The organism is Kribbella sp. NPDC051952, assembly GCF_040680855.1.
Taxonomy (GTDB): domain Bacteria; phylum Actinomycetota; class Actinomycetes; order Propionibacteriales; family Kribbellaceae; genus Kribbella.
Genome location: NZ_JBFAXQ010000010.1, coordinates 111,457 through 137,486, shown reverse-complemented (window position 1 = coordinate 137,486; position 26,030 = coordinate 111,457). Strand labels below are relative to the sequence as shown.

Genomic DNA, 26,030 nt, shown 5'->3' with positions numbered 1-26,030 from the left:
AGCGCCTGGCCCGCGGCGAGGTACGCTGACGCGAACCAACCGCCGACCCGGAGTGGGGTGATGACCCGTGACCTCAGCGAATGTGCCCGCAACGGAGACGCCGGAGCGGCCGGTCCGGGGATCGGCACGGGTGTCCGGGATCGACAAGATCGAGCGCCGCCGGATCGCGCTGGCCGAGTCCGCGCTGAAGACGCTCGGCGAGCTCGGGTACGCGCGGACCAGCCTGCGGGAGATCGCGAACAACTCCGAGTTCACCCACGGCGTCGTGCACTACTACTTCCGCGACAAGATCGACCTGATCAGCTACTGCGTGCGCTACTACAAGACCAAGTGCGCACAGCGGTACGACGAGGTCGTCGAGACCGCGACCTCCGCCGACGAGCTGGCCGTCGGGTTCCTGGGCAAGATGACCCAGACGCTGGTCGAAGAGACCCCGATGCACAAGCTCTGGTACGACCTGCGCGCCCAGAGCATGTTCGAGGACCAGCTGCGGCCGGACGTCGCCGCGATCGATCTCCTGCTGGAGCAGATGATCTGGCGCATCCTGACCCGGTACGCCGATCTGACCGGGACGACGCCGTCGGTCGACGCACCGACGGCGTACGCACTCCTGGACGGCCTGTTCGAGCAGGCCGTGGTCGGCTACGCGGCGAATCCGGAGACGGTGGCGGACCTGCTGACCGGCCGGATCCAGCAGGTCCTGCCCAAACTCGTCGCCTAGCTACTCGGCCTGGCAGTTCGTCTTGCAGAGCTTGTCGGTCAAGGTCAGGTTCGTGCCGGGCTCTTCGGTGTCGACCTCGGCCGAGTACTCGACCAGCCAGTCGCCGACGGTGAGCTGAGCCGTCGCCTGGGACTTCTGCTGACCGAACCAGGTGGTGATCTCCGAACCCTGGTTGATGTGGGCCAGCTCCAGCACCTGCGGCAACACCTTGGCGATCTCGGCCGACGACGTGTCCTCCGGTCCGGCGGCGTGCAGCGACAGCACCGGTGGTCGGGGGTGTTGCCCACTGAGTACGCCGATCGACGTACCACCCGTCGTACACGTCACGTAGGCGACGTCCGGAGTGCACTTGTAGCCGGCACCGGTGAAGGCGGCCACCACCTGCGTCGCGTTGATCGTCGGCATCGGTGTCGACGCCGCACTGGTCGTCGTCCCGGCACCGGTGGTCGTACCGGGACTGGAGCTGGTGGCCGAGGGCTGGTCACCGCCCTTGTCACCGCCCTTGTCGTCGGCCTTGTCCTCGGAGCCGGACGAGCAGGCGGTCAGGAGAAGGGCGAGCAGAGTCAAGGCGGTGACTGTGCCCGTGCGACGCTTCAGACCGGCACCTCGATCGCCGCGTCCAGGGCGATCGTGATCATCTCGGAGAACGTCGTCTGACGCTCCTCCGCGGTCGTCTCTTCCTTGGTGATGAGGTGATCGGACACCGTCATGATGCCGAGCGCCCGGCGGCCGAACTTCGCCGCCAGCGTGTAGAGCGCCGAGGCCTCCATCTCGATGCCCAGGACGCCGTACTCCGCGGTCCGGGCGACCAGGTCGGCCCGGTCGTTGTAGAACAGGTCGCCGGAGAACACCTGGCCGACGTGCACGTTCAGGTTGGCCGCCTCGGCCGCGTCCACCGCCGCGCGGAGCAGCTGGTAGTCCGCGGTCGGCGCGTAGTCGAGGCCGTGGAAGCGCAGCCGGTTCATCTGCGAGTCGGTACTCGCGGACATCGCCACGATCACGTCGCGGACCCGGACCGCCTCGGTCAGCGCGCCGCACGTCCCGACCCGGATCAGGGTCTGTACGTCGTACTCCGCGAACAGCTCGTTCGCGTAGATCGAGGCGGACGGCTGGCCCATGCCCGAGCCCTGCACGGAGATCCGCTCACCCTTGTAGGTGCCGGTGAATCCGAACATGTTCCGGATCTCGGTGTAGCAGATCACGTCGGACAGGTAGGTCTCCGCGATCCACTTGGCCCGCAGTGGATCGCCGGGGAACAGCACCCGCGGTGCGATCTGCCCCTTCTCGGCGGCGATGTGAATACTCATGCGGGGATGCTCTCACGCGGCCGGGATATGTTGAGACATGTGGCCTACTCCATCGCTTCTGGTTCGTTAGCGCTGTCCCGGTCCGTTCTCGATCGTGCGGCCGACCGCAGGCGGGACGAAGAGTGGTTGGCGAAGGCGTGGGCCGACCCGGCCACGCAGGTGGCCGTTGTGGCCAAGGACAAGCTCCAGATGACACCCGACCGGACCGCGGTGCGGTTCCTGCAGCCCGGTGAGGCGCCGGAGGGCATCAAGGTGTTCCTCGGCATCGACCGGGAGGCAGGCGCCGGCCAGACCGCCGACGGCCGGGCCGTGTTCGCCGTACTGGTCAGCACCGAGGCAGACGAGTCGTATGCGGGGCTCCGTGAGATCGGTGGGGTGCTTGTCGACCGCGAGGCCGGTATCGCGGTCAACGTGATCGGCCTGTCCAATTGGCACGCGGTCCACACCCACTGTGCGAACTGCGGCGAGCACACCGAGGTGATCGAGGCCGGTCACGTCCGGCACTGCCCGGCGTGCGGACTGTCCCACTTCCCGCGCAGCGACCCGGCGATCATCGTGCTGGTCACCGACGACGAGGACCGTGCACTGCTCGGCCGCAACGGGGCCTGGCCCGAGGGCCGCTACTCGACGCTGGCCGGGTTCGTGGAGCCGGGGGAGTCGCTGGAGGCCGCCGTACGGCGTGAGGTCTTCGAGGAGACCGGTGTGGTCGTCGGGACGGAGATCGAGTACGCCGGCAGCCAGCCGTGGCCGTTGCCGTCGAGCCTGATGCTCGGGTTCTACGCCAAGGCGTCGCGGTTCGACATCGAGGTGGACGCCGACGAGATCGCCGAGGCCAAGTGGTTCACCCGGGAGGACCTTCGTGCGCTGGTCGAAGCCGGCACGATGGCCCTCCCCGGCAACATCTCCATCTCCCGCCGCCTGATCGAGGGCTGGTACGGCGAGGAGCTCACCGGTAGCTGGTGATCACCGGCCCACGTTCGAGGCGATGGCGGCGATGCGGATCAGGATGCCCTCCCAGCGCTCCACACTGCCGTCGGCCTCGAGCTGCCTGAGTTTGCGGTCCACTGCGACCACGTAGGCGGCGTGGCTGGGCCAGCTCGCCTTCGCACTCGGCAGTGAGTCGGTCAGAGTGCAGCCGTAGGTCAGGAAGCGGTTCGTTACGTGGCTGTTGACGTTCCCGGTCCAGACCGTCGGCCGGAGGTCGGACTGCGGACACGAGTCGACGGGTGGGGTGTAGGACGCGAGGTTGGTCGGGTTGATGAAGCCGTCCGGCCGCAGCAGCGTGTAGTAGGTGCCGTCCGGCGTCTGCGTCAGGCGGTTGAGGCCGTGGTCGCGCAGGACGGTCGACTGGCCGCTGAGGATGTCCAGGACGAACAGCCGTCCGCCGCTGACGCCGTACAGGTAGCCGTCGCGCCAGGACAGTGCTCCGTCGTTCGCGCCGGTCACTGCGCTGAAGACGGGGATCTGGCGGACCACCTGGCCGGTGGCGGGCTTCACGACGAAGACGATGCCGTCGGCCAGGCCCCACAGGTTTCCGTCCGGTCCGAGGATCAGTTCGTTGATGCTGGCCGCCCCGGAGACCGGGACGATGTCGGACAGCACCTGTCCGGTGGCCGGGTCGACCTTGACCAGATGGGCCTCGGTGGCGACCGGGTCGGTGCCTTGACCGCCCTCGATGCTCGAGCCGGCCCACACGCTCGTCCCGACCGGCAGGACGGACGAGATGGTCTGGTCGGCCACCAGGTTGCGGTAGACCGTGTGGCCACCGGTCGGTACGTCGTACACGGTCAGCGCGCCGCCGTACTCGCCGTACGCCGGAGTGGTGCCGACGTACACGCGGTTGCCCGCCGGTACGACGGCGACGGGACGGTTCTGGTGGTCGCTGTCGACCAGGCTGAACAGTTCCTTCGGGTTGGTCGGGCTGTCCGGTTGGGTCGGATCCCAGAGGGACAGACGGCCGTACGGGTAGATGCCGACGTACAGCTTGCCGTTTCCGTCCCAGCCCCAGCCCTCGACCTGTCCCTGCCGGGTGGTGATGGTCGTCTTACCGGTGGCCGGGTCGTAGAGGCCGGTGGAGCCGTTCAGGTAGACGTTGACGAAGACCTTGCCGGTGCTGGGGTCCGCGATCGTGTGCATCAGCGGCGACGGCACGTACTGGAACGGTGAGCTCCACTGCGTGAGAGTGCCGGCCTGTGGGTCGTAGCGGAACGTTCCGCCCGAGTAGTTGCCGGCCAGGCCGTAGAGCACGGGTACGCCGTTCTCGGTGATCCAGCCGTACCCGATCGAGGCCCCACGCGTGACGGTGACGGCCGGAGACACCGGGCCGATCGTGTTGTTGTCGATGTCGTAGTGAACGAGCGCCAGAGTGTTGTTGGTGAAGTACACGCCACCCGGACCGGCCGGGGACACGCCACGGGCGGCGATCGGGTAGTCCATCACCTGGGTGCCCGTCGCGGTGTCAGTCATCTTGACCTGCTCCCCGGTGACGGCGTCGACCACGACCAGGCGGCTACTGGCGTTGGCGAAGACCTTTCCGCCGGCGTAGTCCAGGTCGATGAAGTCCTTGGCCGTCGTGCCCGGGGGAGTGATGTCCTCGACCGCTTTGGTCTCCACGTCGATGCGCAGGAGCCGCGCGTTCGGAGTGGAGACGCCGACGAACAGTTTGTGGTGATCCGGGTCGTAGACCGTCGACCGCGCGTACTGCTGTACCGGGTCGAGTGAGCCGTAGTCGGTGACCTCACCGGTCGACGTGTCGTACTTGAACGCGTGCGCGGTCGGATAGGTGCCGGCGTACACATTGCCGTCTGGATCGGCGGTGAGGCCGTAGATCTGGGACTCACCGGGGATCGGCTGGCCCAGGTCGGTCACTGTGCCGTCGCCCGGGCTGTAGCGGTAGAGGTGCGCGTTCGCGTAGGTGCCGAGATACACGTCACCGTTCGGCACCACCACGATCGCCCACCCGCCGGCGGCACCAGGCAGTGGTGTCGCACTGATCAGCTGGCGGGTGCGCAGGTCCACGACGTTGAGACGGGCGTTCTCACCGGCGGGTACGGCGTACACGACGTCGCGGCCGTCCGGCATCTTCCCGATCGCGCCCTCCATGACGGTGAGCGAGCTGACCGGTGAACCGAGGTCGCGGATGACGTCGTCGGCCGGACCGAACGTCGTGGTCGGCGGCTGGAGCGGTCCGTTCTCGTTCGGGAACGGGAACGGCAGGGTTGCGGGCCGGTCCGGATCAGGTGGCGGTGCCGCGGCAGCGTGCAGGCCACCCGTGGCGAGCACGCCGAGCGTCACGGCGAACGTGATCAGGGCACGGCGGATAGAACGGCGCGTGGTCATGGGCGGACTCCCTGCGACGTGGTTCATCGCAAGGTATAACGGTCATGACCGTAAAGTCCATAACTCAGGCGATATGGCCTGGGTCAGGTTTCAGGCGACGAGTTTCTCCGCGACCTGGGCCAGCGACGGGTTGGTCATCGCGGTGCCGTCGGGGAAGACCACGGTCGGCACGGTCTGGTTCCCGTTGTTGATCTTCTCGACCAGCTTCGCGGCGTCCGGCTGCTGCTCGATGTCGACCTCGGTGAACTCGATCCCGGCCCGCTTCAGCTGGCCCTTGAGGCGGTGGCAGTATCCACACCACGGCGTCGAGTACATCGTGATTGCCGGCATCGGCGGACTCCTTCAGGAGTGGGAGGAAAATCTGTCGGGCGATCCGTCTAGGGTTGCCCTCGACCTATTCGAACCACGCCGTAGGTGGTGCTGTTCCCGCATGACCCAGCCCGTGAGCGACCTCACACGCTCCGCGTCCCCCGACGACCTGCTTGCGGCCCTCGATCCCGAGCAGCGGGAGGTCGCGACGGCCCTGCACGGGCCGGTCGTGGTGATGGCCGGAGCGGGCACCGGGAAGACCCGGGCGATCACCCACCGGATCGCGTACGGCGTGCGGACCGGCACCTTCGACCCGGTCCGGGTGCTCGCGGTGACGTTCACCCAGCGGGCGGCCGGTGAAATGCGTGGCCGGCTCGCGCAGCTCGGCGTCGAGGGCGTGCAGGCCCGCACCTTCCACTCCGCCGCGCTCCGGCAGGCCCGCTTCTTCTGGCCCAAGGTGTACGGCGGGGAGCTGCCGCCGATCGCGGACCGCAAGTTCCCGCTGCTGACCGAGGCGGCGTCGCGCTGCCGGGTCCGGGTGGACACACCCGCGTTGCGCGACCTGGCCGGCGAGGTCGAGTGGGCCAAGGTGAGCAACGTCCGGCCGGACGACTACGCACGGCTCGCGCCGAAGTCGGGGCGGACGCTGGCGGCCTTCGACCCGGCCACGATCGCGCGGATCTTCGCGGCGTACGAGGACGTGAAGCTGGAGCGCGGGCGGATCGATCTGGAGGACGTGCTGCTCTGTGCGGTCGCCCTGCTCGCGGAGGACGAGCGGGTGGCGGCCGAGATCCGGCGGCAGTACCGGACCTTCGTCGTGGACGAGTACCAGGACGTCTCGCCGCTGCAGCAGAGTCTGCTCGACCTGTGGCTCGGTGGGCGGGAAGACGTCTGTGTGGTCGGGGACCCGGCGCAGACCATCTACTCCTGGGCCGGCGCCGAGCCGGAGAACCTGGTCCGGTTCGCGTCCCGGCATCCGTCCGCGGCGGTGATCAAGCTGGTCCGGGACTACCGGTCGACGCCGCAGATCGTCGACGTCGCGAACAAGATCCTGGATGCGGCCGGTCCGTCCGGGCTGCCTGGTCGGGTGACGTTGCGGTCGCAGCGTGATCCCGGGCCGGCCCCGGTGTACCGCGAGTACTCCGATGAGGTCGCGGAGGCGGACGCGGTGGGCCGGGCGGTCGCGCGGCTGAAAGAAGAGGGCGTCGCGTTGCGGGACATCGCCGTACTGTTCCGGACGAACGCGCAGTCGGAGAACTTCGAGCAGGCTCTCGCCGAGCGGAAGATCCCGACCGTGCTGAAGGGGGCCGAGCGGTTCTTCGAGCGGGCCGAGATCCGGCAGGCCGCCGTACTGCTGCGTGGTCAGGCGAAGGCCGGGGACGTGTCGGACGATCTGGTCGAGGTCGTGACCGGCGTGCTGGGTGGAGCCGGGTGGACGCCGGAGCCGCCGACCGGGACGGGCGCGGTGCGGGACCGGTGGGAGTCGCTGAGCGCGCTCGTGACGATGACGTCGGACTTCGCCGCGGCGAATCCGGAGGCCCGGTTGCCGGACCTGATGGCGGAGCTGGACCGGCGGGCGACGATCCAGCACGCGCCGCTGGCCGAGGGGGTAACGCTGGCGACGCTGCACGCGGCCAAGGGGCTGGAGTGGGAGTGCGTGTTCATCGTCGGGGCCCACGAAGGGACGCTGCCGATCACCTACGCCCAGACGCCGGCGCAGGTGGAGGAGGAGCGGCGACTGTTCTATGTCGGCGTGACGCGGGCGAAGCAGCAGCTGTACGTCAGCTGGTCGACGTCCCGCTCACCCGGCGGTCGCGGGACTCGCGGCCCGACCCGCTTCCTCGACCCGATCGGCGTCCGGACCTCGCGTCAGCCGACGGCGTGGGAGCCGTCGACCGATCGCGCCGAGCGGGCGACCCGCAGCGGCCGGCCGATCCCCAAGTGCCGGGTCTGCGGCCGCGGCCTGCTCGATCCCGGTGCCCGCAAGCTCGGCCGCTGCGAAGACTGCCCCTCGACGATCGACCAGGTCCTGTACGACGCCCTCATCGCCTGGCGCACCGAGCAGGCCGAGTCCGAGCGGATGCCCGCGTTCGTCATCCTGACCGACGCCACGTTGACGGCGATCGCCGAGACGAAGCCGACCGACGAACAGTCCCTGCGCCGGATCCCGGGCATCGGCCACACCAAGCTGACCAAGTACGGCGAGCAGCTCCTCGTGCTCTGCACCCGCTAGTTACCGACAGGTTTCAAGCACCTGCTCCTCCGGGCAACGTTTCCAGCGGCGGCCCGGAAATCTGTTGCCAGGCACAGGGTTGGGGGCGCACCCTGGAAGACGTGCCACGTTCTGCTGCCGGCAGACGTGGCAATTAGGTGACAGAGGCAACGATCTCGGAGCGTGCGGATGGCGTCCCGGAGCGTGCCGGGAACCCGTCGGGGCGGACAGATCCGGTCGTCATGGCGGCAACTTCCGGCCAAGTTCGCAAACTGCCGTTAAATAGTTTGCGGGCTCCGACTCCGTCGGCGTACTGTTCTTTCTGCGGTCGAAGCCTGGCCGAAAACTTCAAACAACCATAGCGATCGAGCTAACCGCCCGCTTCGCCACAACGAGAGGAGGTGCCCTGGACATGATTACCAACACGGTCAAGATGCCGTTCAGCGACGTTGTCGCGCAGCCGTGCGCCCAGATCCCGGGTGCCTCGCCGCGTCTGCACGTCGCGACCGTTGTGCTCCTGGCCTCCGGTTTTGCCCAGTTCAAGGGCGGAGCTGTAGGCGGTGCGAAGTACGGCGGTTCGGGTTCTCGAGCATGGAGTCCACCGGTCTGACAACTGTCAGAGCCGGCACCTCCAAGGCCGCGGAACCCGAAAAGGGTCCCGCGGCCCTTTTGTTTGTCCCTGAATTTGGCGGTCTACAACCGTTGACCGTCACCGACGACAAGAGATCAGCACCAAAAGTCACTGGGAGGTGACCGGAATGAGCGTGAGCTTCCTCGATGTCTTCACCGAGGTGGCAACGTCGCAGGACCTGCCCTGTCGGTCCTACGCGCCAGAACTCTTCTTCGCCGAATCGCCGGCGGACGTCGAGTACGCGAAGTCTCTCTGCACGACCTGCCCGTTGAAGGCCGAGTGCCTGGCCGGAGCGCTCGAGCGTTCCGAGCCGTGGGGAGTGTGGGGCGGCGAGCTGTTCGTCCAGGGTGTGGTGGTTCCGCGCAAGCGGCCACGTGGGCGTCCCCGCAAGAGCGACACCGTTACCGCAGCCTGACGAGCCAACCAATCCGAATCGAGACTCCAACACATGACCACTCAGATTTCGCACAGGAGAACTGACATGCATTTACTTCAAGAAGATCTCGCTCGTGCTCATTGTCGTGCTTCACTGCACGACGCCGAGCAGAACCGGCGCTTCCGCCTCGCTCACCAGATCGAGAAGGCGCAGAAGCAGGCCGAACGGGCCGGCCGGCGAGCTGAGAGGGCCAGCGCACGCGCGCGCCTCGCACTCGCCCGCCTCGTCTGATCCACCAGTCACACAGTGAGCCCGCCGGGCCGGTCCGTCAGGAGGACCGGCCAGGCAGGCTCCACAGCCTGACCAGCTGAACACTGAAGTACGAGGGGCGGCACCCATCGGGGGGCCGCCCCTCGGCCATGTCCGGGGCGCATCGCGGTGCAGACTAGTGCCATGGCAAGAGCTACCTGTGCGTTGTGTGGTCAGCAGGCGGAGTCCGAGGACGTGCCGCTGACCTGGATGACCTCGCTGGAGGACGGCCGCAAGCTGCTGTACTGCGACCGGTGTGCCCGGGAGAACGTCCGCAGTATCGAGGGGAAGCTGGACTCCGTCTACTGGTGAGAAAGTTTTGAACCGGATGTCGATTCCGGGCTGATCCACCCGACGCAGGAGTAAAGACACTCCTGGGAAGGACCGGATCATGACACTCACCACCGAGGACGCGGCCGTGAAGACCGGCCGGCGGCAGTGGATCGCGCTCGGCGTTCTCTGCCTCGCCACTCTGCTGGTGTCGCTCGACCTGTTCGTGATGCTGCTCGCCGTACCGGCGGTGACCGAGGCGCTCGGGGCGACCAGCAGCCAGCAGTTGTGGATCCTGGATGTGTACGGGTTCATGGTCGCCGGTCTGATGATCACGATGGGCAACCTGGGTGACCGGATCGGCCGGCGCCGGCTGCTGCTGACCGCGGCGGCCGTCTTCGGTGTCGCCTCGATCGTCGCGGCGTACTCGGTCAGTCCCGGCATGCTGATCGGCGCCCGGGCGGTGCTGGGGATCGCGGGGGCCGCGATCGCGCCGTGCACGCTCTCGCTGATCTCCACCCTGTTCCCGGACGAGCGGCAGCGGACGACCGCGCTGGGCGTCTGGGCCGGTTGCTTCACCGTCGGTGCCACGGTCGGCCCGATCGTCGGCGGCGTACTGCTCAACCACTTCTGGTGGGGCTCGGCGTTCCTGATCGGCGTACCCGCGATGGTCGTGCTGCTCGCGGTCGGTCCGATCCTGCTGCCGGAGTACCGCGACGAGAAGGCCGGGCGGATCGACGTACCGAGTGTCGCCCTGTCGCTGGCCGCGATCCTGCCGGCCATCCACGGTCTCAAGCACCTGGCCTCGCACGGCGTCGGTACGACGTCGGTCGGAGCGCTCCTGATCGGCGGGGTGTTCGGCTGGATCTTCGTACGGCGTCAGCGCCGCCTGGCCGACCCGCTGGTCGACGTCAGCCTGTTCACCCGGCCGACCTTCAGCGTGACGCTCGGCAGCATGCTGGCCTTCTCGATGCTGTCCGGCGGCGTGATGGTCTTCGTCGCGCAGTTCTTCCAGCTGGTCCAGGGCATGACCCCGCTGGCGGCCGGTCTGGCTCTGGTTCCCGGCATGATCACGACCACGATCGCCTTCCAGTTGGCGCCGCGGCTGGCCCGCCGGATCCGGCCGGCTGTCCTGATTCCGGCCGGCATCGCCTTCACGGTCGCCGGGATGATCGTCGTGACGCAGACGACCTCGACCATCGTCCTGGTGATCGCGTTCGCCATCACGTGCCTCGGCCCGGCGCCGCTGGTCACGCTCGGGACGAACCTCGTCATCGGCTCCGTGCCGCCGGAGAAGGCCGGGTCCGCCGGTGCGCTGACCCAGACCAGCAACGAGTTCGGCTACTCGCTCGGCATCGCGGTCCTGGGCAGCGTCGTGACCGTCGTGTACCGCAGCCACATGGACGGCCGTGGCGGCAATTCACTGGGTGAGGCGATCAGCCAGGGCGTCCCGGCCGACGTACTGGCTCAGGCGCGCGAGGCGTTCACCAGCGGTCTCCATGTGGCCGCCGGTGTCACAGCGGTAGCCCTGACCGTTGTCGCTGTCGTCATCGCCGTGACCCTGCGCAAGGCGCCGCCGCTCAACCGCCAGTGAAACCGAAGTCAGTGAGGCCGGGGTCAGTGAAACCCGGGCAGGAACTCGTCCAGCACACCGCTGAACGGAGCCTCGGCCTCGAGCTGGGACAGGACCGCGATCCCGCCGATCCAGACCCGGTGGATCAGCAGGTACGACGGTGGCAGGTTGAGCTTGAGCGCCATCGACGCACTGGGCGAGCGGAAGTCGCTGGTCCGGTTCGCCTGGGCCCGCATCCAGGCCCGGTTGAACTGGAACGTCTCGGTCCGGGCCGGCTCCGCGAACGGCGCCAGGTAATCCATCAGCTGCTCCGGGTCGATGTCCATCCGCGGCTTGACGAAGCCCTCCTCGCGCAGCCCGGCGAGGACGGCATCGCCATCGCCTTCCAGCGAGATCCGTAGCAGCCGCCCGATCGCGGGCGGCAGGCCGTCCGGGAGTCGTGCGCAGAGGCCGAAGTCGACCACGCCGAGCCTGCCGTCGGCCAGGACACGGAAGTTCCCGGGATGGGGGTCCGAGTGCAGCAGACCGGCGTACTTGGGTCCGCTGAACATGAACCGCACGTACTTCAGCCCGATCTCGTCCCGCTCCTGCTTGCTGCCCTCGGTGATGTACGACGAGAGCGGCCGGCCCTCGATCCACTCGGACACGATGACCGCGGGGGAGTGCTTGATGACGCGTGGGACGACGAACTCGTCGTGGTCCTTGAAGGCGTCGGCGTACTGCTGCTGGGCCTGCGCCTCGCGGTCGTAGTCGAGCTCCTCGCCGATCCGCTCCTGCAGCTCGGCGACGAGCGGCTTCATGTCCAGGCCGGGCACGAACGTGCCGAAGGTCCGGGCGAACCGGCCGAGCTGGCGTAGATCCGCGCGCAGCGCCTCGGCGGCACCCGGGTACTGCAGCTTCACGGCGACCTCACGGCCGTCCTTGAGGATGCCGCGGTGCACCTGGCCGATCGAGGCTGCCGCCGCGGGCAGGTCGTTGAACTCCTCGAACCGGTCCCGCCAGCGCTTACCCAGCTCCCGCGACAAGATCGTGTGCACGGTCGAGGCCGGCATCGGCGGGGCGGAGTCCTGCAGCTTGGTCAGGGTGGCCCGGTACGGCGCCGCGAGCTCCTCCGGCATCGCGGACTCCATCAGGCTGAGCATCTGCCCGAACTTCATCGCGCCGCCCTTGAGCTCACCCAGGACGGCGAACAACTGGTCGGCCGTGCGGCGCTGGAACTCGGCGAACACGGTCTCGGCCGGTGCGCCACCGATCCGCTTGCCCAGGCCGAGAGTGGCCCGCCCGGCGGCACCGAGCGGCAGGCTGGCAAGTTTCGCGGTCCGGCTCAGCGCTTTGCGAGGAAGGTCCGACACATTCCCATTCTGTCCGGTCACCCAAGTCTGGACGACGGAGGGGCGGTGCCGGACACACACTGCGTGCCAGGCACCGCCCCTACGACTTGGTGCGTCAGGCCTTGCCGAGGATCCGGTTCAGGTTCGTACCGCACTCGGGGCACTTGGCCTTGGCCATGCGCGTGCCCTTGTCGTTGACCTTGACCTCGCCGTCGGCGGTGCGCTTGGCCTTGCACTTGACGCAGTAGAACTCGCCGCTCCAGGTCTCTGCCATGAGGGCCCTCTCCTTGCTCTGTACCAGCCCGGGGTTCCCACCCCGGGCAGTCGTGGATGCTAACGGCAGACCGTTCTGCCGTAGGCCGTTCGGCCCAGTCGGGATTCACCCTACGGCAGCCAGGCACAGGCTCAAGCGCACCTCCCGGCCCGCGTGCCGCTGGGATCCGCCGAGGAAAGCCCTTTCCGTATTCGGCCGGCGACACGGAACAGGCTCCCGGTGAGCCGCCTCCGGAACCGCTCGGCTTCCCCTCCGAACGGCCCCGGAGGCGATCCGGGAGCCTGTTGGACCTGACGCTAAGAGCCAGCCGCCGCGCTGGCAAGACCGGGTTGTCCACCCCTGTGGATAACTCTGTGTGCAACCTGTGGGGCGCGCCGCCGCACACTGTGGACGAGCGGGGGAACAGCGTGTGAACAACCAGGATCGACGGACTCAAGATCTGGCGTCTGACCTGCGAAAACGTCGATGCACAGGATGTGGACGGAAGAAAGTTGTCGGATTCGGGGGGTACATTTCTGAGCCATGGCCGACTCTCCACCGCGCCCGATCCCGCCGTACGTGGACATCCGCCGCAGCAAGCGGCGCAAGCGGACCGTCAGCGCCTACCGGGACGGCGAGCGGGTGGTCGTGCTGATGCCCGACCGGCTGTCCGCCACCGAGGAGGCGCGCTGGGTCGAGACCATGCTGGCGCGGCTCGACAAGCAGCGCAGCCGATCGCGCGTGTCGGACGAAAAATTGTTGGCCAGAGCACACGAACTCGCGTGTCGCCATCTCCCCGAAGTGCCCGAACCTGCGTCTGTGAGGTGGGTTTCGAACCAAAACAGACGATGGGGATCCTGCACTCCGGCGGACAGATCGATCCGTTTGAGCACCCGTTTGCAGTCCATGCCCGCCTGGGTGGTCGACTACGTGCTCGTCCACGAGCTCGCTCATCTGGTCGAGCCGGCCCACAACGCGGCCTTCTGGGACCTGGTCCACCGCTACCCCAAGGCCGAGCGCGCCGAGGGGTATCTGGAGGGCATCTCGGCCGCCTCGTCGCTCGATCTCGAGGACTTCTGAGGCGCGTCACCCCGGCGTCGTACGGCGTACGAGAAAGGGTGAGGTAGGGCCAGCCCCAGGGTGGACTGGGTGGCTTCCTGCATGGTCGTGACCCCCGGTCTCCAGCCAGGCTTTTGCCCGTAGCCAGCGCCACGCCAGGTGCGCTGGGTGGGGCGCCGGTAGGGGTGCAGAGGGGCAGGGAACGTATGGCCAGGGGACAGATCACGGTGCGTGCGGCGCGTTGGAGCGCCACCCATCCGTGGCGCGCGATCGCGATGTGGGTGGTCGTCGTGATCGCCTGCTTCGCCATCGGCTCGTTGACCGGGACCAAGCAGTCCGAGAACGAGGGCGACATCGGCGAGGTGACCCGGGCCGACAACATCGTCAAGTCCGGCAACTTCGACGACCCGGACGTGGAGAGCGTGCTGATCACGGCTCCGTCCGGGACGCTCGACCAGAAGGCGGCCGACCAGGCGGCCGGCGTGGTGATCCAGAAGATGCGCGCCCTCGGTGGGGTCGCGGAGGTCGCCCAGCCGATCGCGTCGGCGAAGAAGGACGCGGTGATCGTCAGGGTCACCCTGAAGGACGGCGAGGACGACAACCGTGTGCAGCCGCTGCTCGACACCACAGCTCAGCTTCAGCAGCAGTACCCGAACCTCCGGATCGAGGAGGTCGGTGGCCTGTCCATCGACAAGGCTCTCAACGAGACCCTCGGCAAGGACTTCAAGCGCGCGGAGATGTTCAGTCTGCCGGTGACGCTCGCGATCCTCCTGATCGCGTTCGGCGCGCTGATCGCCGCCTCGGTCCCGCTGGTACTGGCGCTGTCCGCAGTCGCGGCCGCGATCGGCCTCTCCGCGGCAGCGTCGCAGCTCATCCCAGCGGTCGACGCGGTGAACAGCGTGATCCTGCTGATCGGTATGGCGGTCGGCGTCGACTACTCGCTCTTCTACCTGCGCCGCGAACGTGAGGAGCGCGCCAAGGGGCGCGGTCATGTCGACGCGGTCGAGATCGCCGCGGCCACCTCCGGTCACGCGGTCGTCGTCTCCGGTACGGCGGTGATCATCTCGATGGCCGGGTTGTTCCTGGCCCGGGACGCGGTGTTCTCGTCGTTCGCGGTCGGCTCGATCCTGGTCGTCGCGGTGGCCGTCGTCGGTTCGCTGACCGTGCTTCCCGCCGTACTGGCGAAGCTCGGGCGCTGGGTGGACCGGCCGCGGATCCCGTTCGTCTGGCGGTTGACGGCGAACCGGAGCAAGCCGCGGTTCTGGCCGACCATGTTGAAGCCGGCGCTGAAGCACCCGGTCGCAACGCTGCTGGTCGCCGTCACCGCACTGCTGGCGATCGCGTCGCCGGCGCTGGGGATGACGCTGAAGTTCCCGGGCACCGAGGATCTGCCGCGGACCACGTCGGTGATGAAGGCGTACGACCGGTTGACCGCGGCCTTCCCGAGCACGGGCACCAGCCACGAGGTCGCCGTACGGGCGCCGGCCAACCAGGCACTCGCGGTCAAGGCGGCCTTGGCCGAGCTGGTCAAGCGCACGGACAACGACAAGCTCTTCGCGCAGGACGGTCTGGAGGAGCCGAAGGTTTCGAAGGACGGCACGGTCACGACGCTGGAGGTCGCCACGCCGTACGAGGGTGGCAGCCAGGAAGCGCGTGACTCACTGGCCAAGCTGCGCAAGGACCTGATGCCGGAGACGGTCGGCAAGGTGCCGGGCGCCGAGTACGCCGTCGGTGGGTTCGTGGCCGCGGATGTCGACTATGCGGCCCACACGCGGGCCAAGTTGCCGCTGGTGATCGGGTTCGTGCTGCTGCTGACGATGATCGTGATGATGGTGACGTTCCGGTCCGTGGTGGTCGCGATCACCGCGATCGGGCTCAACCTGCTGAGTGCGGGAGCGGCGTACGGCGTCGTGACCGCGGTCTTCCAGAACACCTGGGCCGAAGGTCTGCTGCACTTCCGGTCGAACGGGGCCGTGGTCAGTTGGCTGCCGCTGTTCCTCTTCGTGGTGCTGTTCGGGCTGTCGATGGACTACCACGTGTTCGTGGTCAGCCGGATCCGTGAGGCGGTGCTGCGCGGGGTGCCGACCAAGCAGGCGGTCGCCGAAGGCATCACCGGTTCGGCCGGCGTCGTCACCAGCGCGGCCGCCGTCATGATCGGCGTCTTCGCGGTCTTCGCCACCCTGAGCACGCTGGACATGAAGCAGCTCGGCGTCGGACTGGCCGTCGCGATCCTGATCGACGCGACGATCATCCGCGCCGTCGTGCTCCCCAGCATCATGACGCTGCTGGGCGACGCCAACTGGTGGGCGCCGAAGTGGCTCCGCCCCAAGCCGGCCAAGCACGCGATGCAGCCCCCGGCCCCGGAGGAGGAGCGCGAACTCACCCCCGTCGGCTGACAGTTTCGGTACGACGCCCAGCGCCTCACCCGGTGGAATCCGGGTGAGGCGCTGCGGCTTTGTCGGGGTGGGGAGGGTTGTCGCCCGAATCGGGCGGACGATCCTCCCCACATCCCACGGTCAGGACTGCCGGGCTCGGTGGGCGGCGGCTTTGACCCGGCTTTGGCATTGGGGGGAGCAGAAGCGGCGTTGGCCGTTGCGGGAGACGTCGACGAAGACGCGGTCGCAGTGCGGGGCGGCGCAGACGCCCAGGCGGCCGGCGAGGCCGGTGCCGAGGGCAAGGGCGAGACCGGCGGCGCAGCCGGCCGCCCAGCCGTTGACGAGGCCGTCGTCCGGGCCATGGAAGTGCAGGCTCCAGCCGTCGTTGCGTCGGTCGAGCTGCGGTCGGGCGTTGGTGTCGACGAGGAGCGCGTTCACCTCGTCGGCGGCTCGGTCGAGGTCGCCGCTGTGGGCCGCCTCGAAGACGATCCGCATCCGGCCCGCCAGCGCGGACAGTCGCCGCGCATCCTCCGGCCGGACCGACGGCCGGGGATAGCCGATGGCCGCCAGCGAGTCGACGACGGCCTGGGCCTCGTCGGCCGGCGCGGGGAAGACCGTGCCACCGGAGTAGCCGGGCGTCAGCCGGTTCACGTACTCGACGGATGCCGCCAGCACGTTGCGGGCATGACTATCAAAAGACACTTGACCGGTCACGCGGGTCCTCCGTAGGCTCGACCGTGACCGATCATATCCACTTAGACAGTCATGGAGCCCGCGATGAGTGCTGTTGCGACCCTGACCGCGCCGTGGCGCGGGTTGTCTCCGACGGTGTGGATCCTGGTCGTCGCCCGCGCCGTGAACCGGATCGGTGCGTTCACGCTGCCGTTCCTGGGTGTGGTTCTCACGGTCGAGTTCGGCGCGTCGCTCAGCCAGACCGGCTTGATTCTGGCGCTGTTCGGCGCGGCCACGATCCCGTCCCGCTTGCTCGGCGGCTATCTGGCCGATCGGCTCGGCCGTCGTCGGACGATCGTCATCGGCTTGACCGGCTGTGCGGTCGCCCAGAGCTGGATCGCGGCGAGTCAGGTGTTGTGGTCCGCCGTACTCGCGACTGTCCTGCTCGGGCTCGTCTTCGAGATCTACGAGCCGCCGAGTCAGGCGATGATCGCCGATGTCACAGAGCCTGGTCAGCGGCCGGCGGCGTATGGGCTCTACAGCGCGGCGCTGGCCGCGGCCGGTGTCCTGGCCGGTCTGCTCGCGGCGGCGATCAGCCACGTGGACCTGCGCTGGCTGTTCGTCGCCGATGCCCTGACTTGCTTGGCCTGTGCGGTCCTGGTTGCCATCGCACTGCCATCCAACGAGCGGGAAGTCCCGGCAAAAGTCGTCACCACGGTTGCTGTTTGGCGGGATCGACGGCTCCTGTTGTTGCTCGTCGGCGGGACCGTTTTCGCCACGCTGTACATGCAGTTGGTCATCGGCATCCCGCTGACGCTGCTCGCTCAAGACCTGCCGGAATCAGGCACCGGGTACATCCTGGCCGTCTCGGCAGTGACCCTGATCGTCGCGCAACGCGTGATCCGTGGGCAGGGACTCGACGACTTCCGGTCGATCTCCGTCGGCTACCTGCTCCTCGCGATCGGCCTGGTCGTCGCCGCCTTCGCGCACACACTCACGATCTTCCTGCTCGCCACGATCCTGTGGAGCCTCGGCGAATTGTTCCTCCTGACCCGCTACCTCACCCAGGCCTCCGATCTCGCACCCGACCACGCCCGCGGCCGCTACCTCGCCGTCTTCGGCCTCAGTTGGGGTATCGCGACCACCATCGCGCCGATGACCGTCACCCAACTCCTCGAGTCCGCGGGACCCAAGGGGCTGTGGCTCACCAGCGCGGCGGCGGCCGTCGTACTGGCGCTTCTCCAACCGTGGTTCAGGAAGCGACTGGCTCCAGCCTGACGGTCAGCCCCTTGGCGACGGGTGTGTTGCTGCCCTTGGCGACATCGTCGACGGACATCAGCACATTGGTCTCCGGGTAGTACGCCGCAACGCAGCCACGAGCCGTGGGGTACGAAACCAGCCGGAACCGCGAGGCCCGCCGCTCGACGCCCTGGAACTCGCTGACGATGTCGACGTACCCGCCGTCCTTCAGACCGAGCTCGGCCAGATCGTCCGGGTTCACGAAGACGACCTCTCGTGTGCCGTTGATGCCGCGGTAGCGGTCCTCCAGGCCGTAGATCGTGGTGTTGAACTGGTCGTGGCTGCGCATGGTCTGCAGCAGCAGCCGACCAGGTGCCGTCGGCAACCAGGTCAGATCGTTCGCACTGAACTGCGCCCGCGAGTCGGACGTCTTGAACTCACGCTTGTCCCGAGCCGCATGCGCCAGCAGGAAGCCGCCCTCGTTCGCACGCAGCCGGTCCTCGAAGTCCTCGTACCCATCCGCGACCCGCCCGATCCGCTGCCGGATCAGGCTGTAGTCGTCGGCGAAGTCCGCCCACGGAATCTCACCGACGGACGGTACGACGGCCTGCGCGATCCCGCAGATGATGCCGATCTCCGACTTCATCTCCGGACCGGGCGGGATCAGATTCCCGGTCGAGAGATGTACGGCGCCCTGTGAGTCCTCGACCGTGACCGACTGCGGACCGGCCGGGGTGTGGTCGTGGTCGGTCCGCCCGAGCGTCGGCAGGATCAGTGCCTCGCGACCGGTGACCGTGTGGGACCGATTGAGCTTCGTCGACACGTGCACGGTGAGATCGCACTCCCGCAGCCCGCGATGCACGATCTCGGTGTCAGGGGTCGCGGACGCGAAGTTTCCGCCCATCGCGAAGAACACGCGCACCGAGCCCGTCCGCAACCGCTGCACGGTCTCAGCGGCGTCGATGCCGTGCTCCCGCGGCGAGGTGAAGGAGAACTCAGCGTCGAGCTTGTCCAGGAACGTGTCCGGCATCTTCTCCCAGATGCCCATACTGCGGTCGCCCTGCACGTTCGAATGACCCCGGACCGGGCACGGGCCCGCGCCAGGCTTGCCGATGTTTCCCTGCAGGAGCAGCACGTTGACGATCTCGCTGATCGTCGCCACCGCCTCGCGGTGCTGGGTCAGGCCCATCGCCCAGCAGATCACCGTCGCCTTGGACTTGATGAATCGCTGGGTGAGCTCCTCGATCTCGGCGCGCCGCAGCCCGGTCGCCAGCTCCACCGCCGGCCAGTCGAGCTCGGCGTTGTGCTTGGCGTACAGCTCGTAGCCGCTGGTGTGGCTCTCGATGAAGGACTTGTCCAGCACGGTGCCAGGGTTCGCCGCTTCGGCCTCGAGCAGAAGGTGGCCGATGGCAAGGAAGAGCGCCTGGTCGCCGCCGATCCGGATCTGCAGCAGCTGGTCGGCCAGCTTCGTCCCCTTGCCGACCCAGCCGCGGGGGGCCTGCGGGTTCTTGAAGTTCATCAGGCCGGGCTCGGGCAGCGGGTTCACCGAGACGATGTCGGCGCCGTTGCGCTTGGCGATCTCGAGGTGGCTGAGCATCCGGGGCGCATTGGTGCCCGGGTTCTGGCCGACGACCAGGATCAGCTCGGACTCTTCGAGCATCTCCAGCGTGACCGCGCCCTTGCCGCTCCCGATCACCTTGGACAGCGCCGTACCGGAGGATTCGTGGCACATGTTCGAGCAGTCGGGCAGGTTGTTGGTGCCGTAGGCGCGGACGAAGGTCTGGTAGAGGAACGCGGCCTCGTTGCTGGTCCGGCCGGACGTGTAGAAGACGGCGTCGTCCGGGTCGCCCAAGGCCTTGAGATGGCGGGCGACGACCTGGAACGCCTCGTCCCAGCCGAGCGGCTCGTAGTGGGTCGCACCGGCCCGGAGCAGCAGCGGCTCGGTGATCCGGCCGAGCTTGCCGAGGTCGAACTCGGAGATCTCGTTCATCGCATCGACCGTGTGCTCGGCGAAGAACGCGCGCGGCACCCGCTTGCGGGTCGCCTCCCAGGCCACCGCCTTCGCGCCGTTCTCGCAGAACTCGGCCGCGTGCTTGCGTTTGTGGTCGGGATCCGGCCAGGCGCAGGACGGGCAGTCGAAGCCGCCGTCCTGGTTCATCTTCAGGAAGACCTTGCCGGTCCGCGCAGGCCCCATCTCCCGGAAACCGAACTTGAACGACGAGAGCACCGCGGGCACGCCGGCGGCCTTCTTCTTCGGATGTTCGATGTCGACCATGTTTCAACTATAGGTACGCCTATCACTACGCGCTGCTTCGATAGCCGGAGTTGTGGATAAGTAGGGCGTGACACCACTGCTGCAGGCGCGGATGTGTGACCTGATCCCATAGTGCGGTCGAGCGTGGATTCCTACAGTCGTCGACCATGGAAACCCGTCGAGCCCTCGTCACCGGAGCTGCGTCCGGCATCGGCGCCGCGTGTGCCCGACGTCTGGCGGCGGACGGCGTACACGTCGTCGCGGTCGACTTCGACGCGGCCGGACTGGCGGAGCTGGACGGTGTTGAGACCGTCGTAGCCGATCTGTCCGACCTGGGGCGGTTGTCCGAGCTGCCGACGGACGTGGACATCCTGGTGAACAACGCCGGGGTACAGCAGGTCGCACCGGTCGAGCAGTTCCCGCCGGAGCGGTTCAGCTACATCCTCCGGCTCATGCTCGAGTCACCGTTCCGCCTGATCCGGCAGACGCTCCCACACATGTACGGCGCCGGCTGGGGTCGCGTGGTCAACATCAGCTCGGTGCACGGACTCCGGGCCAGCCCGTTCAAGGCGGCGTACGTCGCTGCCAAGCACGGACTCGAAGGACTCAGCAAGGTGGTCGCGCTGGAGGGTGCGGCGCACGGGGTGACCAGCAACTGTGTGAACCCGGCGTACGTCCGGACGCCGCTCGTCACCGGACAGCTCGCGGACCAGGCCGCCACCCACGGACTGTCCGAGGCAGAGGTGCTGGACAAGGTCATGCTCGAGCCGGTCGCTGTGAAGCGGCTGATCGAGCCGGCCGAAGTGGCGGAGGTGGTCGCGATGCTCTGCGGCCCGGCGTCCGCCTCGATCACGGGGAGCTCGTTCGTACTCGACGGCGGCTGGACCGCCCACTAGCAAGGAGTCCGCCCAATGACAGCTACAGAACCGGTCCGCACCCGTACGTCGATCGTCCGGGTGGTGGGCGCGAGTCTCGTCGGTACGACGGTCGAGTGGTACGACTTCTTCCTCTACGGCGTCGCCGCGTCCGTGGTGTTCGGAGACCTCTTCTTCCCGAAGGGTGAGGAGCTCACTGGGACACTCCTGAGCTTCGCGACCTTCGCAGTGGGCTTCTTCGCCCGTCCGATCGGTGGAGTGGTGTTCGGCCACTTCGGGGACCGGTTAGGACGCAAGCAGTTGCTGGTGCTGTCGCTCCTGATGATGGGCGCCGCGACGTTCGCCATCGGCCTGTTGCCGACCTATGCGCAGGTCGGTGCGCTCGCTCCGATCCTCCTGACCGTGCTGCGGCTCATCCAGGGCTTTGCGCTCGGTGGGGAGTGGGGTGGCGCCGTACTGATCGTGTCCGAGCACGGTGACCCGGCACGGCGTGGGTTCTGGGCGTCCTGGCCGCAGGCCGGCGCTCCGGCGGGTCAGTTGATCGCAAACGGCGTACTGGCTGGGCTGGCGGCGTTCCAGTCGGATGCGGCCTTCGACTCGTGGGGTTGGCGCATTCCGTTCCTGCTGTCCGCCGTACTGGTGCTGGTTGGTCTCTGGGTGCGGTTGCGGATCGAGGAGTCGCCGGTGTTCAAGGAAGCGCGGGCGAAGCAGGAGCCGGCAGACAAGCTGCCGATTCTCGAGGTGATCACGCGCTATCCGCGGGAGGTCCTGACCGCGATGGGTGCACGGATGGCGGAGAACGTCAGCTACTACATCTTCACGATCGTGATCGCGACGTACGCGAAGGAGCAGCTGGGGATGGGCAAGTCCTTCGCGCTGAACGCCGTACTGATCGGTGCGGCCATCCACTTCTTCGCGATCCCCGCATGGGGTGCGCTGTCGGACCGCGTCGGCCGGCGACCGGTCTACCTGATCGGTGCGTTCGGAGTAGGCGTGTGGGGCTTCGTCTTCATCGCCTTGGTGGACACCAAGAACTTCGCCCTCGCCACACTGGCCGTCACGGTCGGACTGGTGCTGCACGGTGCGATGTACGGGCCGCAGGCATCCTTCTTCACCGAGCTGTTCGGGACACGCGTCCGCTACTCCGGGGTGTCGGTGGGCTACCAGCTCGCCTCGATCATCGCGGGCGGTCTGGCTCCGTTCATCGCGGTTGCGCTGCTCAAGGCGTACGACTCCGGCTACGCGATCGCTGTGTACGTCGCCGTCTGTGCGGTGATCTCGGTGATCGCCGTGACCTCGTACTCCGAAACACACCGCCGGGACCTCACTACCCTGTAGAACCATGGAAGAGTTGTTGCGGCTGCTGGCCGAAGACGCGCCCGGGAGCGAGCTGGCCCGGGCTGCCGGTCAGGACGCGGTCGCACGCGAGCTCGTACTGCGGATCCGGGCCGGTATCGACGCGGGCAAGAAGCGTGAGGCCGAGCTGACCACGCTGGTCGATGTGGCCCGGGAGCTCGCCTCAGCACGCGATCCCGGCAGTGTCCTGGACACGATCGTCCACCGCGCCCGCACACTCATCGGCACGGACGTCGCCTACCTGACCCTGTACGACGAGGCCCGCGGCGACACGTACATGCGGGCAACCGACGGCTCCGTCTCGGCTGCCTTCCAGCAACTACGGCTGCCACTCGGTGCCGGACTAGGCGGCCTGGTCGCGGAGACCTACAAGCCCTACTGGACGGCGGACTACCCGTCCGACCGCCGCTTCCGGCACACCACGCCGATCGACGATGCCGTGGGTGAGGAGGGCCTGGTCGCCATCTGCGGTACGCCGCTCACCGTCGACGGCGCGTTCGTCGGCGTACTCTTCGCGTCCAACCGGACCGCCAGGCCGTTCAGCCGCGAGGAGGTGTCGCTGCTCGGTACCCTGGCCGCTCTGGCTGCGGTGACGATCGTCCAGGTCCGCGCCGCGGTGGAGACCGCGGCCGCGCTCGACCAGCTTTCCGCGGCACATGCGGGCACCGAACACGCGGCCGCCGCGCACGACCGTTTCGCCGGCATCGTCTTGTCTGGCGGGGATGTGGACGCGATCGCTGCCGCATTGGCCGAGCTGCTCGATGTGTGGGTCGTCCTGGTCGATGCTGTCGGCAACGAGCTCGCCGTGGCGGGTGATGGGCCGGGTACTTCCGTGCCCTGGCAGGAGTCTTCGGCGGGTCGGCTGACCCGCATCGGTGACTGCTGGGTCGTCGCGGCCACCGCCAAAGGTGAGCGACTCGGTGCGCTGGTGATTGGCGGCGTACGCGAGCTGTCCGGTGCAGACCAGCGCATCGTCGAACGGGCGGCGGTCGTCACCGCACTGGTGTTGTTGTTCCGCCGCCAGGCCGCTGAGCAGTCCCAACGGGCACAGGCGGACCTCCTGGCCGACGTACTCAGTGGAAGCACTGACCGCCGGACTCTGACCGATCGACTCCGGCTACTCGTCCCGAACCACCGCAGCGATCGCCTCGTCGTCGCTGTCTGCCGTGGCGACCACTCCGCCGTACGTGCTCGGCTTTCGGCGCCGCTCGAGGACAAGCTCGTGCTGTCCGGTCCGTACGGCGGTGACCTGGTCTTGCTGCTCGCCGGGAACGATCCAACGTCGACTGCCCGCGAGTTGGCCGAGGTGTCCAAGCGGACCGGCGTGACGATCGCCGTGACCGGACCGGCGGGCTGGAGCTCGGTTGTCGAAGCGCATCGCCAGGCTGCCAGGCTGGCGACGACCATGCTCCGGCTCGGTCGCACCGGCGAGTCCGCGACACCTGACGACCTCGGCGTCGCCGGACTGGTCGGCGCGGCGGAGGTCGATGTCCACACGCATGTCCGGCACGTCCTCGGCGCAGTACTCGAGTACGACGACCAGCGGGGGACAGACCTGGTCGGCACCCTCCGCGCGTACTTCGCCGCCGGCCAGAGTCCGACCCGCGCGGCCGGTGAGCTACACATCCATCCCAACACCGTTCAGCAGCGCTTGGACCGCATCGCGGCCCTCCTCGGCGAGGGCTGGCAGTCCCCTGATCGCGCCCTGGACATCCAGGTGGCCCTCCGCCTGCAGCAGGCCGTCGTGTCGGGTGAATGACCGACACGTGTCGGCCAGGTGGCTAGGGTCGTCGGTCGTTCACCCGCTGTGACGCAGGGCTCGCAGGAGCAAGTCTTTGACGCGTCAGCAGCGCGGCATCCGGGGGGATGTGAGGCTGGCTCAGCGAGATTTACAGGGGTCGAGCTGAGTCGCTCGTCCGCGCGCTGTCGCGCCTGGAAGACCCCGTCTCCGTCGCTTGCCGGAGCATCTGCAAAGGAAGCAAGAATGAACTACCGCCTTCGGGCCCTGGTCGCCCGGACCGTCCACCCTGCCCGCAATCGGATCCACCGAGCACGGACCAGGACGGAGTCCGGCTTCACCCTGATCGAACTACTCGTCGTCATCGTCATCCTCGGCGTCCTGTCCGGGATCGTCGTGTTCGCCGTCTCCGGCATCCAGGACCGCGGTAACGCGGCCGCCTGCAAGACCGACAAGAAGAGCGTCGAGGTCGCCGTCGAGGCCTACTACGCGAAGAACGGCACGTACCCGGCCGCCGGCGACGCCGGCTGGCTGCAGCTCACTGTCGGCGTCAACCAGCTCCTGCGCAGCAAACCGGACGGCGACGGCTACGCCATCACGCTCGGCGTCAACGGCCTCGTCACCGCGTCCGGAGCCTGCACCTGATCGCTCCCGCTGGCCAGCGGATCACGGTACGGCGCACGTCCGCGTCGTACCGCGGTTCGACGATCTCGCCGAAGGAGCGTCATGAAAGTTCCCCTGCCCGGTAGCCGGGTGGATCTGTTGCTGGAAGAACTCTGGAATGCCGGAGGCACCGACCTCCTCCTCACCGTCGGGATGGCGCCACAGTTGCGCGTCCACGGCGTACTGCGTCCCTCCGCCGACGCGACCCGGCTGACCCGCCTGGACACCGAGGCGATGCTCGTCGAGGTCCTGAACCCACACCGGTCGAACGTATGGCAGACGACGTACGAGCATGACTTCTCGTTCTCGTGGCGGGACAACGCCCGGATCCGCGCGAACGCGTTCACCCAGCGCGGCGACACGGCGCTGGCGCTTCGGATCATCCCGCGCAGCATCCCGACGATGTCGGAGCTGGGGTTGCCGCCGGTGCTCGCCAAGTTGGCCCAGCTGCATCAAGGACTGGTGCTGGTCACCGGTCCGACCGGCTCCGGCAAGTCGACCACGCTCGCGTCGATCATTCATCAGATCAACACCGACCGGGCCTGCCACATCATCACCATCGAGGACCCGATCGAGTACGTGCACGAGCATCGCCGCTCGGCGGTGAACCAGCGGGAGGTCGGCAGCGACACGGCATCGTTCCCGGACGCGTTGCGGGCCGCGCTGCGCGAGGACCCCGATGTCCTGCTGGTCGGTGAGATGCGGGATCTGGAGTCGATCCAGTTCGCGCTCACCATCGCCGAGACCGGGCACCTCGTCTTCGCCACGCTGCACACCAACGACACCGCACAGTCGCTGGCCCGGATCATCGACGTGTTCCCGTCGGAGCAGCAGTCGCAGGTGCGGGTCCAGCTCGCGGCCGCGTTGAGCGGGGTCGTGCACCAGCGGCTGATCCCGCGGACCGGCGGCGGCTTGGTCGCCGCATTCGAGGTGATGATCGCGAACGCCGGGATCCGCAACCTGATCAAGGAGGGCAAGACGCATCAACTGCGCAACGCCCTCGTCACCGGCCGGCGCGAAGGCATGATCACGCTCGAGCAATCTCTGTCCGAGCTGGTCCAGGCCGGCGACATCTCGGCCGCCGAAGCTTATGCCCGCAGCGCGTATCCGAAGGAGATCGAACTCCGGGCGCGCTCACGAACTGGAGTAGGGCAGGTTTGATGAAACA

General features: G+C 68.0%; 24 protein-coding genes. 16 read left to right on the top strand and 8 right to left on the bottom strand.

Annotated features, from left to right (window positions below):
• Positions 1-67: 67 nt before the first annotated feature.
• Positions 68-721, top strand: a complete 654-nt coding sequence (locus AB0L70_RS20220) for a TetR/AcrR family transcriptional regulator (RefSeq protein WP_363686165.1) — start codon at positions 68-70, stop codon at positions 719-721.
• Here AB0L70_RS20220 and AB0L70_RS20215 read toward each other — a convergent pair whose 3' ends face one another.
• Together AB0L70_RS20215 and deoD are read right to left on the bottom strand one after the other, a co-directional pair.
• The gene (locus tag AB0L70_RS20215) at positions 722-1,288 is read right to left on the bottom strand and encodes a hypothetical protein (RefSeq protein WP_363686163.1); all 567 of its coding nucleotides are present in this window, start codon (positions 1,286-1,288) and stop codon (positions 722-724) included. It abuts the gene before it with no gap.
• A 26-nt stretch (positions 1,289-1,314) separates the two neighbouring features.
• Complete coding sequence (gene deoD, locus AB0L70_RS20210; protein WP_363686161.1) at positions 1,315-2,028, bottom strand: purine-nucleoside phosphorylase; 714 nt, start codon at positions 2,026-2,028, stop codon at positions 1,315-1,317.
• 39 nt (positions 2,029-2,067) lie between these two features.
• Between deoD and nudC the strand changes: the two genes are divergently transcribed.
• On the top strand, positions 2,068-2,991 hold the full coding sequence (gene nudC / locus AB0L70_RS20205) for an NAD(+) diphosphatase (RefSeq protein ID WP_363686159.1): 924 nt from the start codon (positions 2,068-2,070) through the stop codon (positions 2,989-2,991).
• On the opposite strand, the gene AB0L70_RS20200 is transcribed toward nudC, so the two are convergent.
• Positions 2,992-5,367 carry a hypothetical protein gene (locus AB0L70_RS20200; protein ID WP_363686157.1) on the bottom strand — a complete coding sequence of 792 codons (2,376 nt, stop codon included), beginning with the start codon at positions 5,365-5,367 and terminating at the stop codon, positions 2,992-2,994.
• A 90-nt stretch (positions 5,368-5,457) separates the two neighbouring features.
• Positions 5,458-5,697: a mycoredoxin gene (locus AB0L70_RS20195; RefSeq protein ID WP_363686155.1), complete on the bottom strand. Its 240-nt coding sequence runs from the start codon at positions 5,695-5,697 to the stop codon at positions 5,458-5,460.
• Positions 5,698-5,797: 100 nt separating this feature from the next.
• Between AB0L70_RS20195 and AB0L70_RS20190 the strand changes: the two genes are divergently transcribed.
• The 6 genes from AB0L70_RS20190 (at position 5,798) to AB0L70_RS20165 (ending at position 11,068) form a co-directional block, all read left to right on the top strand.
• Positions 5,798-7,909, top strand: coding sequence for an ATP-dependent DNA helicase UvrD2 (locus AB0L70_RS20190; RefSeq protein ID WP_363686153.1), 2,112 nt, complete (start codon positions 5,798-5,800; stop codon positions 7,907-7,909).
• A 391-nt stretch (positions 7,910-8,300) separates the two neighbouring features.
• Positions 8,301-8,498, top strand: coding sequence for a hypothetical protein (locus AB0L70_RS20185; protein ID WP_363686151.1), 198 nt, complete (start codon positions 8,301-8,303; stop codon positions 8,496-8,498).
• A 148-nt stretch (positions 8,499-8,646) separates the two neighbouring features.
• On the top strand, positions 8,647-8,934 hold the full coding sequence (locus AB0L70_RS20180) for a WhiB family transcriptional regulator (protein WP_131285495.1): 288 nt from the start codon (positions 8,647-8,649) through the stop codon (positions 8,932-8,934).
• Positions 8,935-8,967: 33 nt separating this feature from the next.
• Entirely contained in the window at positions 8,968-9,186 is a 219-nt protein-coding gene (locus tag AB0L70_RS20175) for a hypothetical protein (RefSeq protein ID WP_363686149.1), read from the top strand.
• A gap of 162 nt (positions 9,187-9,348) precedes the next feature.
• Complete coding sequence (locus AB0L70_RS20170) at positions 9,349-9,516, top strand: hypothetical protein (RefSeq protein ID WP_363686147.1); 168 nt, start codon at positions 9,349-9,351, stop codon at positions 9,514-9,516.
• A gap of 79 nt (positions 9,517-9,595) precedes the next feature.
• On the top strand, positions 9,596-11,068 hold the full coding sequence (locus tag AB0L70_RS20165) for an MFS transporter (RefSeq protein ID WP_363686145.1): 1,473 nt from the start codon (positions 9,596-9,598) through the stop codon (positions 11,066-11,068).
• A gap of 23 nt (positions 11,069-11,091) precedes the next feature.
• Here AB0L70_RS20165 and AB0L70_RS20160 read toward each other — a convergent pair whose 3' ends face one another.
• A complete protein-coding gene (locus tag AB0L70_RS20160; protein ID WP_363686143.1) occupies positions 11,092-12,399 on the bottom strand; it encodes an AarF/ABC1/UbiB kinase family protein in 1,308 nt (435 codons plus the stop codon).
• Between the two features lie 94 nt (positions 12,400-12,493).
• On the bottom strand, positions 12,494-12,652 hold the full coding sequence (locus tag AB0L70_RS20155; protein ID WP_012922897.1) for a DUF5679 domain-containing protein: 159 nt from the start codon (positions 12,650-12,652) through the stop codon (positions 12,494-12,496).
• A 522-nt stretch (positions 12,653-13,174) separates the two neighbouring features.
• Between AB0L70_RS20155 and AB0L70_RS20150 the strand changes: the two genes are divergently transcribed.
• Positions 13,175-13,711 carry a M48 family metallopeptidase gene (locus tag AB0L70_RS20150; protein WP_363686141.1) on the top strand — a complete coding sequence of 179 codons (537 nt, stop codon included), beginning with the start codon at positions 13,175-13,177 and terminating at the stop codon, positions 13,709-13,711.
• A gap of 185 nt (positions 13,712-13,896) precedes the next feature.
• Complete coding sequence (locus AB0L70_RS20145) at positions 13,897-16,086, top strand: MMPL family transporter (protein WP_363686139.1); 2,190 nt, start codon at positions 13,897-13,899, stop codon at positions 16,084-16,086.
• A 120-nt stretch (positions 16,087-16,206) separates the two neighbouring features.
• On the opposite strand, the gene AB0L70_RS20140 is transcribed toward AB0L70_RS20145, so the two are convergent.
• Positions 16,207-16,779 (bottom strand): CGNR zinc finger domain-containing protein, encoded by a 573-nt coding sequence (locus tag AB0L70_RS20140; protein ID WP_363686137.1) that lies wholly within the window; start codon positions 16,777-16,779, stop codon positions 16,207-16,209.
• Positions 16,780-16,842: 63 nt separating this feature from the next.
• Here AB0L70_RS20140 and AB0L70_RS20135 point away from each other — a divergent pair, with 63 nt between their 5' ends.
• On the top strand, positions 16,843-18,015 hold the full coding sequence (locus AB0L70_RS20135) for an MFS transporter (RefSeq protein ID WP_363686135.1): 1,173 nt from the start codon (positions 16,843-16,845) through the stop codon (positions 18,013-18,015).
• On the opposite strand, the gene AB0L70_RS20130 is transcribed toward AB0L70_RS20135, so the two are convergent.
• A complete protein-coding gene (locus AB0L70_RS20130) occupies positions 17,990-20,251 on the bottom strand; it encodes an FdhF/YdeP family oxidoreductase (RefSeq protein WP_363686133.1) in 2,262 nt (753 codons plus the stop codon). The genes AB0L70_RS20135 and AB0L70_RS20130 overlap by 26 nt on opposite strands.
• 146 nt (positions 20,252-20,397) lie before the next feature.
• Between AB0L70_RS20130 and AB0L70_RS20125 the strand changes: the two genes are divergently transcribed.
• The 5 genes from AB0L70_RS20125 to AB0L70_RS20105 all read left to right on the top strand — a co-directional run bounded on the left by AB0L70_RS20125 (position 20,398) and on the right by AB0L70_RS20105 (position 26,023).
• On the top strand, positions 20,398-21,126 hold the full coding sequence (locus tag AB0L70_RS20125; protein ID WP_363686131.1) for a 3-hydroxybutyrate dehydrogenase: 729 nt from the start codon (positions 20,398-20,400) through the stop codon (positions 21,124-21,126).
• Positions 21,127-21,141: 15 nt separating this feature from the next.
• Positions 21,142-22,443, top strand: a complete 1,302-nt coding sequence (locus tag AB0L70_RS20120) for an MFS transporter (protein WP_363686129.1) — start codon at positions 21,142-21,144, stop codon at positions 22,441-22,443.
• 4 nt (positions 22,444-22,447) lie between these two features.
• Positions 22,448-24,220: a helix-turn-helix domain-containing protein gene (locus AB0L70_RS20115; protein WP_363686127.1), complete on the top strand. Its 1,773-nt coding sequence runs from the start codon at positions 22,448-22,450 to the stop codon at positions 24,218-24,220.
• 225 nt (positions 24,221-24,445) lie between these two features.
• Positions 24,446-24,844 carry a prepilin-type N-terminal cleavage/methylation domain-containing protein gene (locus AB0L70_RS20110; RefSeq protein WP_363686125.1) on the top strand — a complete coding sequence of 133 codons (399 nt, stop codon included), beginning with the start codon at positions 24,446-24,448 and terminating at the stop codon, positions 24,842-24,844.
• An 81-nt stretch (positions 24,845-24,925) separates the two neighbouring features.
• Positions 24,926-26,023 carry a type IV pilus twitching motility protein PilT gene (locus AB0L70_RS20105; protein ID WP_363686123.1) on the top strand — a complete coding sequence of 366 codons (1,098 nt, stop codon included), beginning with the start codon at positions 24,926-24,928 and terminating at the stop codon, positions 26,021-26,023.
• Positions 26,024-26,030: the final 7 nt, after the last annotated feature.